Consider the following 13,108-nt stretch of genomic DNA (forward strand, 5'->3'; position numbering starts at 1 on the left):
ACGGGGTGTCTGGACGGAGGAGTCCACCCCAGCAGCCAGCTGGGCACTACCTCCAAACCCGGCCCTTTAGAGCCGGGTCAAGTTGACGCGAGCCGGACCACCAAGGTGGCGCGCTCGTCCCCGCGCGGGGCCGTGGCGACGACCTCCTTGCCCCTGCCGGTGGACACCACTTCGTGCGGCACCGGGCGGCCGTTCAGCGTCACCGACTCGACCTCCGCCCCGGACGGCAGGACGTGGCCGATGGAGAGCTTCGCGTCGAGCTGGTCACGAGTGACGTCGGTGGTGAGGGTCTTCCCTGCCCGGCGGGCGCGTACGTCGATCGACCCGTCGGCCAGACGGACATTGCTGCCGGCGATGCGCTTCTGGCCCTGCGGGATCTGCGGGACCACCGAGAGCCGCCCGTTGCCCAAGTCGGGCGAGACGCCGAGCTGGTGATGGACCACAGGCCAGAGCACGCCGTACGCACCCCAGGCCTGCAGCACCATCGAACGCTCCGTCATGTGACGCTCGATGTTCGGCTCGAAGTCCGGGCTGGGAGCCACCTCGGGCATGGCGCCCGGCATCTCCCACACCGAGGGGTCGAGCTGGATGCGGGCGTTGGCCTTGGTGTAGCGCTGCTGCTGACCGCGGCCGAGACGGCCGTAGTTGCCCTCGGCGACGGCCATGATGCCGGTGTTGAGGGAGTAGCTGGCTCGCTCGCTCTGCACGCTGGAGACGGTGCTGTCGCAGGACGGGCCCTTGTTGCCGCCCTCCGCGGAGGTCGGGCCTGTTCCCGTGTGGAAGAGCCCGAGCTCATCCGAATAGCAGTTCTCTTCCCGCTTGTTCAGCGCGGTCCTGCCGTGCTCCGAGGACGCCAGAGGACGGGTGGGCTCGCCGGGCCTGACCATTTCGGCGTCCATCGGGGTCACGCCGATCCAGTGCCTCTGGAGGAGCGGGCTGTTGTCCGGGTCCTCGAGCGAGTCCCCGTACTGGTCGGTGTCCTTGCCGGCCCACCAGGTCTTCTCGAACTTCTTCTCCAGCCTCTCGGCGCGTTCCGTGGCCCAGGCCGCGGTCTTGGCGTCGTTCTTGCTGCGTGCCATGTCCGCCAGGTCGCGGTAACCGCGCATCGTGTACACGGCGTTGTCGATCTTCTCCTCGCCCATGCCCTCCCGCTCGACATTGCCCAGACCCTCGGGCCATCCGTCGCCGTCCTCGTCGAGAGTGCGGTCGATGAACTCCATGTTCCGCACGCTGAAGTCGTACAGCTCGTCGCGGAAGGCGTCGTCCCCGGTCCACCGCCATATCAGGGCGACGGTGCTCGGGAACTTCGCGGTCTCGTCGGTGTTGCCGTCGTCGTCGTTCGCGCCGAAGAAGACGGATCCGTCCGGGGTCATCTCGTGGATGACCTTGCCGCTGCGCTCGTTGACGATCTCGCTGACGTTCTTCAGCGACAGCAGGTGCGCCTTGATGTCGTCGAACTGGCCCATGGCGACGCTGGCGAACGCGGTGTACTCGCCGTCGGTGCCGAACAGCCAGGGGTAGTCCGGCCAGCCCGCGCCGAGCCAGCGGGCGGAGGGCAGCGTGCCGGATGGAGCCGGGAAGTTCTTGCCCGCGTTCGTCTCGCGGAGCTTCAAGTCCCTGGACTCCTGCGGGGAGTCGGCGAGGTTCTGTTTGGACCACTCCACGCTGCGCTCGAGCTGCTTGTCCCCGGGGAGGTCGACGGCGGTGCGGGAAGCCACCTCCCGGCGCTGCTCGATCTTGTCCTTCAGCAGCCCCGCGGGGTCGGCCAGCGCCTTGTCGTACTGGGCGCGGGCCTCCTTCGGGCCCTGGTCGGAGCCCGCGACTGCGAACCAGAGTGTCTTCGGGGATCCGGAGCTGAGCTTGACGCGGTAGTTCATCCGGCCGCCTGTGCCCTTACCGAACTCGCTGTCGTCGCAGGTGGCAGGCTTCTTGCCCTTGATCGGGCAGATGACGGGGTCGCTTTGCGGGCCACGGAAGTCCGGTCCGAGCTCGTGGCTGTCCGCGGGCAGCCGGCCGCCGACGAGCGCAGCGTAGTCGTGCGGGGCGGCGTTCTTGACCGGCGGCTTGCCCTTGTCCCGGAAGGAGAGGGCGTCGTCGGCGAAGCTGCCCTTGTCGGGGAGGTTGAAGTCGGTCTGGTCGGGTGTCGTCTCGCCCCAGGGGTAGGTGCTCATGAGTTCGGAGTGGGCGTCGAGGGTGAGTTTCACCTCGGACTGCCGCTGGGCGGTGAGTGTGAGCCCGACCAGCCCGGCACGCATGCCGTCCGGGGCGAACTCGGTCCGGCTCGCGCGGACCCCGCCGGACGGGGCGTAGTCGGTACGTGTGTAGCCGTGCCCGCTGCTGAACTTGGTGGCCTTGGCCTCCTTGCCGAGCCATGCGTCGTCCAGCCCGAACCACATGCCGTCCAGCAGCTTGATCGGCTGGGTCCACATTCCGCCCATTTCGCCGGAGGTGTGGAATCCGGCGGCGGGGTAGAGGCCGCTCTCTGCCGAGCGAGTAGAAGCGGTCGCCGACCACGACCGAACGCCGGTCGGACAGCCGGTCGGTCTCCGACAGTTCGGGTGAGCGCGGGAGTTCGTAGCGGGCCCGGCCGTCCTCGGCTCGCGCGTTCGAGGAGGAGGCGGGGAGCAGGCCGGACAGGAGTATGCCGGTGGTCGCGAGCAGGACTGCGGTTCTCGGCCGCATCGTCACCTCGTCAAATGATCTCCGCACTCGCTGACTCGCCTGAAAGGAAGCCGACGCGATTGCGGAGGCGGCGGAACATGGACCGGCGACAGTGAACCTCCTTGACGGAACCCCGTCAATGCTTGAACGCGATACGGGCAACTCGGCGGCGTCGGTGGGCACTTCAGTAACGGCATCCTCGATTCTCCGAACGCGGACGCGTGTGGCTTTCGCATGCACGGGCGATTTGCGTGGCGTTCCGGCTGCACGTTCCGAAGGCCACCGGGGATCCGGGAGTTGCTCCGCCGGGGATCTGCCGCCGCATCTGCTCGGCATGAACGCCGAACAGATGCCGAGGTCCGCCGAGTCGGCACCCGGGGGAGCCGGCCGCCTGCTTCGGAAAGGAAGGCACGTTCGCGGGAGCGGGACCGCCGCAGTCAGGCCGCTCGCGGCACGGGAACTCCGGGGAACGAGCCATGTGTTCCGTCAGTCGGGCCCGGTCGTCGTGCCGTCCGTCCCGCGCGTCTCGGATCCGCGGCTCGCCGTGATGACCCGGACGTCACAACGCTCGATCTCCTTCGCCACCTGCGCCGGAGGAGCCTTGTCCGTCACAAGGGTCGCGATGCGCTCCAGACCGCAGAGCCGCACTGGGGCGGTGCTGGTGAACTTGGCCGCGTCCACGACGAGTACGACCTCGTCGGCCGCTTCCATCAAGGTGACCTTGACGGCCCGCTCCACGTCCGCCTCGACGTACACACCACGGGCGTCGACCGCGGCCGCACCCAGGAAGAACGTCCGCACCCGCAGGTGCCGTGCCTGGTCCACGGTGGTTTGGCCGACGAACGCCTGGCTGGGTGTGAAGAGTTCACCGCCCAGGCAGACGACCCGCGCGCCGGGCAGATGCAGCATCTGCTGGACGACAGAGACCGAGTGGGTGACCACGGTGCCGGCGAAGGCGGCGGGCAGGGCGGCGGCGACTCCGAAGGTGGTGGTCCCCGCGTCGACCGCCACGACATCGTCGTCGCGGACGAGTTCGGCGGCCCGCGCCGCGATGCGCTTCTTCGCCGCCGCGTTGGAGCGTGCGCGGGAGATGAACTCGGAGGTGCGAAGGGTGGCGTGCGGCAGGCTGATGCCGCCGTGGACCACACGCACGGATCCGTCCGAGGCGAGTTTCCGCAGATCCCGGCGGATCGTCATGTCGGAGACGCCGAGGTCGGACACGAGATCGGACACCGAGATGAAACCGCTCACCCGGACCCGGTCGAGGATGCGAGTGCGCCGGTCGGCAGCGCCGGTGTAACGCATCGCTGTACTCGCCCGCGCTCCGGAGGACTCCGAATCAGGGCCGCTGCCCGGCCGCGGCACGGATGTCGGGGCCGGGGCCCGGCCTTCGTCCTGGGACTTCGCCGGTACTTCGGCGTCCCGCTCACCCATCGCGATCTCACTCCTCTTCGCATTGCCTCAAGTCGTTCGAACCTCTCGCCGCAGTGAGAGACACCTTACGCAGAAGTGTTGACTTTCCAACATCCTGGTGATGATTATCGACCACTCAGTTTCCAGGAGGTGCGATGAGCATGCACCAAGAGCCGCTGGTGTTCGTCGGCGTCGCCACTCTCGACACCATCGCCATGGTCGACCACATGCCCGGCCCGGACGAGCGGCGGAAAGCCGAAGCGATGGTTCGGGCCGGCGGCGGCCCGGCCGCGACCGCCGCGGTCGCGGCGGTGAGGCTCGGAATGCCGGACGTCCGCTTCGTCGGAGCCGTCGGCGAGGACGAGGACGGCGAGCGCGTCCTGGCCGGGCTGGCCGAAGAGGGCGTCGACGTCAGCGGAGTCATACGGGTCCCGGCGCATCCGACCGGTGCCAGCGTGGTCGTCGTCGACAGTTCCCGTGACACCCGCGCCATCTGCAACCGGCCGGGACCTGAGTTCGCGATCCGGGCCGGCTCGGCCGCCGCCGACGCGCTCCGGGCGGCGTCCTGGGTGCACGTCGACCAAGTGGGCTGGGACGTGATGCGTGATCAGCTCGCGGAAGTCCTGGACCACACGGCACAGGGCGTACCGAGGATCTCCGTCGACGCGGGCAATGCCATACCGGGATATGCGCCCCGGGGTGTGGCGCTGGACGTGCCGAACGAAGCGTCCCTGCTGGCCCGTTACGGCGCCTCCGACCTCGACGACGCCCTTGGCCGGGCCGTCGGGGAAGGCGCCGGGTGCGTCGTCGCCACCCTGGGGCCCCGGGGTTCCGTAGCACTTACCGCGGACGGCGACCGGGTGAGCGCACCCGGCGTCGCGGCCGACGTGGTCTCGACCCTCGGTGCGGGCGATGTCTTCCACGGCGCCCTGCTGAGCGCGGTCGTCCGCGGCGAGCCGCTCGGATTCTGTCTGGCCTACGCAAACGCGGTGGCCGCCCTCTCCTGCCGCGCCCTGGACGGCCGCTCGCAGATCCCCTCCCACCAAGAAGCCACCGCCGTCCTCAACCACTCCGTCTCCGCTGCCCGTTCAGCGGAAACCCACCGTCAGAAGGTCTGATCCCGTGTCCGATTCGAGCGCGGCAACCAGCGCCCGCACCACCCACACCCCAGACCTGTCGGCGCTCCGGCGTCCTTCCGGCGCGTTCGCCATGCTCGCCGTCGACCAGCGCGAGGCGCTGCGGGCCATGATGGCCGGTCAACGCGGCCGGGCTGTCACGGACGAAGAGGTCACCGCGTTCAAACTGGACGCGATCCGCGCTCTGACTCCGCATGCATCCGCAGTCCTCCTCGACCGGCAGTTCGTCCTCGACCAGGCCCTGGACCAAAAGGTGGTGGCTCCGGGCTGCGGTCTCATCGCCGCCTGCGACCGCTTCGTACCCGGCGCCGACGAAGTGGTCACCGACGCCGTGATCGACGACGACGTGGACCTGGCGCACTATGCATCCCGGGGGGCGGCCGCCGCGAAGCTGCTCGTCGTCTGGCGCCCGGACGAGGACCCGCTGCGCCGGACCGAGATGGTGCGGGACTTCGTCTCGCGCGCCCGTGCGGCGAAGCTCGTCAGCATCATCGAGCCGGTGTCCCGCGCCCCGCGCGACGGGCGTTCATGGAGCCGGGAAGAAGGTGTGGTCGCAGCTGCCCGCGAACTCGGGGATCTCGGGGCGGACCTGTACAAGGCGGAGGTCCCCTTCCACGGGGAGGGCGACGAAAGGCAGATCCGCCGAGCCTGCGTCGAGCTCAGCGCCTCGATCGCCTCGCCCTGGGTCGTGCTGTCCTCCGGCGTCGAGGACGAAGTCTTCCCGCGCGCCGTCGAGCTGGCCATGCGTGAGGGTGCCTCCGGCTTCCTTGCGGGGCGTGCCGTATGGCGTGCGTGTCTGGAAGCCGACGACCGGCGTGCCTCGCTCGCACGGGACGCGGTGGCGCGGCTGCGGCGGCTGTGCGAAGTCGTCGACACGGTCGCGGGGGAGCGGTGATGAAGATGCCCCGCGTATTCGTGACCGCCACCGCACGGCCGACCTTCGACCTCGACGCCGCGCGCGAACGGGCCCGGGCGGCACGTGAGCTCCTCTCGTCGCTCGGCGCCGACGTGACCGGCCCCACCGGCCTCGTGCTCACGCCTGAGGACGCCGACGCCGCGGCGGCGGAGCTCGATCCCTCCGCCGACCTCGTGGTCAACATCTGTGCGTCGTTCTCCGACGCGGGCCCGGCACTGCGCCTGTACAGCGAGCTGCGCCGGCCGGTGCTGCTCTGGTCCTTCCGCGAACCCGGCCCGGTGGGAGGCCGGCTCCGGTTGAACTCGCTGTGCGGGGCGAACCTCTTCGGGCACGCGCTCGTACGTGCCGGCGGCTCGGTCCGCCTGCTCTACGGCGACCCCTGGGAGCCGGCCGTACGTGAGCCGCTGTCGGCCGCGCTGGAGGGCGAGTTGCCGGCCGCTCCGGAGTTGCCCGCCCTCCAGCGCGAACGAGCCCCGGAAGGGGAGGTCCGCGCCGCTGTCGAGTCGCTGAGCGGCAGGCGGATTGGCGTGGTGGGCGACGGGCCGCCCGGGTTCACGCCGAGCGAGTACGACGCGGCCACGCTGCGGGACGTCTTCGGCATCGAGGTCGAACGTCTCGAGGTCGACGAGGTGTTCGCCCGCATCGATGCGGTGCCCGAGACGACCGTCGAAGAGGAACTCGCTGCCGCCACGCGCGTGCGGCCTTCGCTGCGCGGACTGGACCCCGCCCACACGGCCGGTTTCGCCGCGGTGACGAGTGCTCTGCGGGAGTGGAGCGCGGCGGACGTGCTGGCGGGGGTCGCGGTGCGGTGCTGGCCGGAGTTCCCGACCAGGCTCGGTGTGTGCCCGTGCTCGGCGCTGTCGCGGCTGGCGGACGAAGGCACCCCGACCGCCTGCGAGCGGGACGTCCACGGCACGGTGACGATGCTTCTGCTGGAGGCGCTGGGCAGCGGACCCACGTACCTCGTCGACACCGTCGACCTCGACGCGGCGGACAACGTCGTGAGGCTGTGGCACTGCGGCTCGGCGGCCACGGCCCTTGCGGCCGACCCCGAGCAGGCCACCCAGTCGGTCCACTGCAACCGCAGGATCGGTGTCGCGGGAGACTTCGCGCTGCGTACGGGCCCGGTGGTGATGGCCCGGATCACCGAGGAGAGCGATTGCTCCGGTCCCACGGGGCTCCGGCTGCTGATCGCGTCGGGCGAGTCGGTCTCCGAGCCCAACCGCTTCCAGGGCAACACCGCCGCGGTCCGGCTCGACGCGCCGGCCGCGGAGTTCGTCCACGGCCTCGTCACGGGCGGGTTCCCGCACCACACGGTGCTCGCCTGGACCGACGTACGTCCCGGGCTGCGCGCAGCGGCCGACATCTACGGCATTCCCGTCATCGAGTGGTGACCGGCGGGCCGACGCACAAAGGAGAAAACGATGAGCAAAGACGCTGTCGGAACATTCCTGGGCCGCCGCCGCGCGGCCCAGATACTCGGAGCCGGCGCAGTGGGCCTGTTCGGCGCTGCGTGCGCGGGGCCCGGGACAGCCAAGGGCGGAGACAAGGGTGCGTCCTCGGTGCCCTCTCCGGCGGCGTCCGGTGAAAAGGTGGACGGAAAGATCTCGTTCGCCCACTGGCGGGCCGAAGACAAAGCCGCCTTCGAGGAGTTGGTGGCCGGATTCGGCAAGGCCCACCCGGGCGCCGTGGTGCGCCAGGACATCTCGCCGTCGAACGACTACCAGTCCTCCGCCCTTCAGCGCATACGCGGCGGTTCGGTCGGCGACGTGTTCACCGCCTTCCGCGGTGCCCAGTTCGTCGACATGGCCAAGGCAGGACTGTTCGCGGACCTCTCCGATCAGCCGTGGCGGTCCCGCTTCGACCCGAAGTACGTCAAGGACGGCAGGTCCGGGGGCAAGCAGCTCGGCTTTCCCTACCAGGTCGTCTTCAACATGCCGGTCGTCAACAAGGAACTCGTCGAGAAGGCCTCACGCGGCAAGGCACCGAAGGACTGGGACTCCTTCCTGGCGCTGTGCGACCGGCTGAAGTCCCAGGGGCACACCCCGATCGCGTGGCCCGGAGGCGACCCCGGGAACGCCGGGCAGCTCTTCAACTGCATGGTGATGAACAACGCCCCGTCCCCCGACATGTGCACCAGGATCGAGTCCGGTGAGTACAAGTGCACTGACGACTGGTTCATCACGACCCTGAAGCAGTACGCGCAGCTCCGCCCGTTCTTCCAGTCCGATGCCACCGGCACCGCCATGGAGCCGTGCCAGCAGATATTCGCCGACGGCAAGGCGGCCATGCTCGCCACGGGCTCGTACGACATCGCAGCGATCCGCAAGCTGAAGGCCCGCTTCGACGTCGACCTGCTTGCGCCGATCACCACGTCCGCGGACAAGGCGAAGTACGATGGCATCTACAACGCCACGTTCATCCTCGGTGTCAACGCCGAAGCGAAGTCCCCGCGGGCCGCGGTGACCTTCGTCGAACACCTCTCGAAGCCCCAGGTCGCGGGACGGTACGCGAACGCCACCCGGCAGCACGTGTCCGTCAAGGGCGTCGAGTACACCGACCCGGACCTGAAGGCGATCTCTCCCTGGTTGGAGAAGAAGACGCTCGCGGCGCCGCGCTTCCAGTTCGTCGACCTGGACATCCGCGGTGCGGTCGAGGGCGCATGCACGGCGGTCGTGGGCGGCAAGTCACCGCAGAAGGCGGCGGAGGAAGCCCAGCGCGTCGTCGACCAGAAGCGCAGCAAGTAGGTACACATGGCCACTCACTCCATCGGCGGCCGGCTGGAGAAGGGTCCGTCCGCCGGGGCACCGCCCGGCACGGCGGGCGGGCCCCGCCGCCGTCCCGCCCCGCGGGCGGGACGGCGCCGCGCGACCCGGACGCACCCCGCGCTGTGGCTGTTCCCTCTGCCCGCTGTCGTGCTGTACGCCGTCTTCTTCGCCGCGCCCACGGTGCAGGCCTTCCAGTACGCCGTGACGGACTGGGACGGCATCAGCGCCGCCTTCAACAGCGTGGGTGCGCGGAACTTCGGCACCATCGCGACGAACGACGACCTCTTCCGGCGCGCCTTGACGAACAACCTGCAGTTTCTGCTCGTCGTCGTCGTGCTGCAGACGGCGCTCGCCCTGGTGCTCGCTCTGCTGCTGCAGCGCAACTCGCGGGCGTCGACGGCGCTGCGCGCCCTGTACTTCCTGCCGGCGATCCTCTCCTCGGTCTCCGTCGCGTTCGTCTGGAAGTTCGTGTACGACCCCAACTTCGGACTGGTCAACCAAGTCCTCGGCGGAATAGGGCTGGACGGGCTGCGCAGTGCGTTCCTGGGAGACGCGGACAAGGCCATCTACTGGGTCGCGATCACTCAGGTCTGGGCACACGCCGGACAGTTGATGATCATCTTCATCGCCGGACTCCAGCAGATCCCACGGGAGCTGTACGAGTCCGCCGACCTGGACGGAGCGGGGCGCTGGCAGCGCTTCCGCTACATCACGTGGCCGATGATCGCTCCGGCGACGGCCATCGTCATCGCCTACACGACGATCCAGTCGTTCAAGGCCTTCGACCTCATTCTCGGCCTCGGCGGCAACCCGCCCAAGGGCTCCCTGGACATCCTCTCGACCCGGATCTACACGACCTTCACCAACTCGCAGTACGGCTACGCGGCGGCGGAGTCGGTCCTGTTCATGATCATCATCGCGCTCGTCAGCCTGCTGCAGCGGCGAGCGGTCAAACTCACCCAGCGCACGGCATGAGGAGGGAACCCGTGATGACCAGCCTCGGCCGACGCGTCGTCCTCGCCGTCTACGCGCTGCTCGTGGCGGTGCCGCTGATCGTCGTCGTGACAGGCACGTTCAAGACGACCAAGGAGCTGTTCGGTTCGCCGTTCGGCCCACCCGCCTCACTCTCCACCGGCAACTTCCGCACCGTTCTGGGCGACGCCGAGATGGGGACCGCGTTCGTCAACAGCGCGATCGTCACCGGCTGCGGGGTCGTGCTCACCCTCGCCGTCGGCAGCCTCGCCTCCTACGGCCTCGCGCGCATCCCGGGACGGCTCGGCTGGCTCGTCTACGGCTTTCTGGTGCTCGGCATGGCCGTCCCCGCCCAGGCGAACATGATTCCCCAGTACGTGCTCTTCCAGCAGCTGGGCCTCCTCGACGGCCTCACCGGCCTCGTCCTCATCGAGTGCGTGGTGACCCTGCCGGTCGCGGTCTTCATCCTGACGGGGTTCATGCGCACTCTTCCGCGCGAGCTGTACGAGGCGGGCTCGGTCGACGGGGCGAACCCCTGGCGGACCTACATCTCGCTCGTACTGCCCGTCTCCCTGCCGTCGCTCGCAGCCACCGCGATCTTCCTCTTCGTCATCCAGTGGAACGACCTGCTCTACCCGCTTCTGTTCATCCACGACCCGGCCAAGAGAACGCTGCCGCTGGCCCTGCTGCAGTTCCAGGGCGAGTTCCTGACGAACTACCCGCTGCTGTTCACAGGAGTCGTGGTGGCCTCGGCTCCTGTCGTCGTCGCCTACGTCTTCCTCCAGCGCTACTTCGTGGCCGGCATGACCGCCGGTTCGGTGAAGGGATAGCCATGGCAGAGCAGTTCATCGTCCGGCGGGTCGCCTCGGTGCACCCCACTCCGGACGGTGCGGAACTCGGCGTCGTCGCGCTCCCGGCGGCCAGGGCCGGCACCATGCCCGGCTGGGTCACCGGCGAGCCGCCGCTGGAGCAGGGCATCGAGACGACTCTGCCGAACCTCCCCGACATCGACCTGCCCCCGGTGGAGGAGCGGCCGATGTCGCTGCGGATCGGGGCGGTCGCGAGCGGCACCGTCCGCATCGTGCTCGCCCCGCCGGGGCACGAGGTGCTCACGGACGACGGCACCGCTCTGGGGATCGTCGTCGAACCGCGCCCGGAAGCCGTCCCGGTGGAACTCCGCGAGAGTCCGGACGAGGTGGTCGTCGCCACCGACCGCGTCCGTGTACGCGTCCGGCGCCGCCCGTTCAGCCTCTCGGTCGAGGACACCGTGACGGGCGAGACCGTGATGCGCACCGCCGAGTCGCTGCGGCAGGCGGCGGGCCTGCCGATGGCGCCGCCCGTGCTCCGTGGCGAGCACGGCACCACGCTGCATCTCCAACTCGGCACGGACGAGGACATCACCGGCTTCGGCGAGCAGTTCTCCCGCCTGGTGAAGAACGGCCAGCGCCTCGTCCTGCGCTGCGAGGACGCCCTGGGGACGGGCACCGGTCTCGCCTACAAACCCGTGCCCGTCTGGCACTCCGGCAGCGGCTACACCGGATTCCTGAACACGGGCGCCGTGACCACCGCCGACGTGGGCCACACCCGTCCCTCCGTGCTCGAACTCTCCGTCGACGACGAGGTCCTCGACCTGTACGTCGTCGTGGCGGCGCAACTCGCGGAACGCCTCACCGGATACACGGCGCTGACGGGCCGGCCCCCCGTGCCTCCGCTGTGGGCCTTCGGCTACTGGATGGGCCGGTGCCGCTACCACTCGGCGCAGGAGATGCTGGAGGTCGCCAAGGGGATGCAGGAGAGTGAAGTGCCCTGCGACGTCCTGCACTTGGACCCCGACTGGCTCGTGACCGACCGCCTCAACTGCGACTTCATCTGGAACGAGGCACGATTCGGCGAGCGCAGGGAGTTCATCGAGGCACTCGCCGGGCTGGGTGTGCGCCTGTCGGTGTGGGAACTGCCCTATCTCGATCCCGAGTCACCCCGCTTCGCCGAGGCGGAGTCGTGCGGCTACCTCGTGCGGCACACCGACGGCAGCCTGGCGGCGATCGGCAGGACGCCCACTCCCGACGGGAGGCCGCGGGCTCTGATCGACTTCACCAACCCCGAGGCACGCTCGTGGTGGCAGGCGATGCACCAGGACTTCCTGCACGACGGCGTCGCGGTCTTCAAGACCGACTTCGGCGAGGCGCTGCCCGACGACGTCCGCCTCCACGACGGCACACCGCCCCGACACGCTCACAACCTCTACCCGCTGCGCTACAACGGCGCGGTCAGCGAGGCGATCGCCCGCTTCACCGGACGGTCGCCGCTGGTGTGGGGGCGCAGCGGGTGGGCAGGGTCGCAGCGTTATCCGGGCCAGTGGGGCGGCGACGCGGAGTCGACGGTCGCCGGCATGCAGGCCACGGTGCGCGGCGGCCTCTCCTACGCGGTCTCGGCCCCCGGCTTCTGGAGCCACGACATCGGCGGCTTCTTCGGGCCCGAGCTCACCCCCGCCCTCTACGTCCGCTGGACGCAGTTCGGTGCGCTGTCCCCGCTGATGCGCGCCCACGGTCTGAGGCCGCGCGAGCCGTGGGAGTTCGGGGAGCGCGCCCTGGAGATCGTCCGTGACTGGGTTCGGCTGCGGTACTCGCTGCTGCCCTACCTCTGGCAGGTCGCACACGAGTCGAGCGCGCACGGCTGGCCCATGATGCGTCCCCTGGCGATGACCGACGACGACCCGTCCGCCGCCGGCGTCGACGGGCAGTTCCTGCTCGGCCGCGATCTGATGGTCGTCCCCGTCTTCGACGACGGCGAGGACCCGGCACACCGGCGGTTCCGCCTGCCGGCCGGAGGGTGGAGGGACCTTCTCACCGGCGAACGGTACGAGGGCCCCGCGTGGGCCGAGGCCGAGGTCCCGCTGGAGAGCATGCCCGTACTCGTACGCGACGGTGCCGTGCTGCCGCGCGTCGACGTCGACGCCGGAGTGCGGTGCACCGACGACCTGGTGAGCCGGCCGTGGCGGCTGCACGCCTACGGTGACGCGCCCGAGGCGGTGGACCTCGTCGCCTTCGACGGCGCACGCCGCCAGGTACGGCTGGACCTGGACCGGCCCGGTTCCGCCACGGAGCCGGACGGGCTCGTGAGCGAAGTGGTGCGGCATGCCTGATCCCCGCTCCACATGTCATCGCGTCCGAAGAGGCGCCCGGTCAGGCGCATCCGCGCAGAACCGACGTGCGGAGAACGGGAGTTGCCCGCACGGTTCCGCG

The 13,108-nt window shown here is 69.8% G+C and carries 9 protein-coding genes; 7 read left to right on the forward strand and 2 right to left on the reverse strand.

The features are described 5' to 3' along the window. Positions 1-77 precede the first annotated feature (77 nt). Positions 78-2,438, reverse strand: a complete 2,361-nt coding sequence (locus H180DRAFT_RS26040) for a hypothetical protein (RefSeq protein WP_055488606.1) — start codon at positions 2,436-2,438, stop codon at positions 78-80. Between the two features lie 709 nt (positions 2,439-3,147). Further along, positions 3,148-3,966, reverse strand: coding sequence for a DeoR/GlpR family DNA-binding transcription regulator (locus H180DRAFT_RS26045; protein WP_074467019.1), 819 nt, complete (start codon positions 3,964-3,966; stop codon positions 3,148-3,150). Positions 3,967-4,229: 263 nt separating this feature from the next. On the opposite strand from H180DRAFT_RS26045, the gene H180DRAFT_RS26050 reads away from it, so the two are divergent. Genes H180DRAFT_RS26050 through H180DRAFT_RS26080 form a run of 7 tightly spaced genes read left to right on the forward strand, consistent with a single transcriptional unit; the run spans position 4,230 to position 13,008 of the window. Next, the gene (locus H180DRAFT_RS26050; protein WP_055488608.1) at positions 4,230-5,192 is read left to right on the forward strand and encodes a carbohydrate kinase family protein; all 963 of its coding nucleotides are present in this window, start codon (positions 4,230-4,232) and stop codon (positions 5,190-5,192) included. 4 nt (positions 5,193-5,196) lie between these two features. Beyond that, on the forward strand, positions 5,197-6,105 hold the full coding sequence (locus tag H180DRAFT_RS26055; protein WP_199822519.1) for a hypothetical protein: 909 nt from the start codon (positions 5,197-5,199) through the stop codon (positions 6,103-6,105). Continuing rightward, positions 6,105-7,520, forward strand: coding sequence for a hypothetical protein (locus tag H180DRAFT_RS26060; RefSeq protein WP_199822520.1), 1,416 nt, complete (start codon positions 6,105-6,107; stop codon positions 7,518-7,520). Before H180DRAFT_RS26055 ends, H180DRAFT_RS26060 begins: the two co-directional genes overlap by 1 nt. Before the next feature lie 30 nt (positions 7,521-7,550). After that, a complete protein-coding gene (locus H180DRAFT_RS26065; protein ID WP_055488609.1) occupies positions 7,551-8,873 on the forward strand; it encodes an ABC transporter substrate-binding protein in 1,323 nt (440 codons plus the stop codon). Between the two features lie 6 nt (positions 8,874-8,879). After that, positions 8,880-9,869: a carbohydrate ABC transporter permease gene (locus H180DRAFT_RS26070; RefSeq protein WP_079100420.1), complete on the forward strand. Its 990-nt coding sequence runs from the start codon at positions 8,880-8,882 to the stop codon at positions 9,867-9,869. A gap of 14 nt (positions 9,870-9,883) precedes the next feature. Beyond that, positions 9,884-10,696 (forward strand): carbohydrate ABC transporter permease, encoded by an 813-nt coding sequence (locus tag H180DRAFT_RS26075; protein WP_199822521.1) that lies wholly within the window; start codon positions 9,884-9,886, stop codon positions 10,694-10,696. 2 nt (positions 10,697-10,698) lie between these two features. Further along, entirely contained in the window at positions 10,699-13,008 is a 2,310-nt protein-coding gene (locus tag H180DRAFT_RS26080) for a glycoside hydrolase family 31 protein (protein ID WP_055488611.1), read from the forward strand. Positions 13,009-13,108 lie beyond the last annotated feature (100 nt).

The organism is Streptomyces sp. WMMB 322, from assembly GCF_900090145.1.
Lineage (GTDB): Bacteria > Actinomycetota > Actinomycetes > Streptomycetales > Streptomycetaceae > Streptomyces.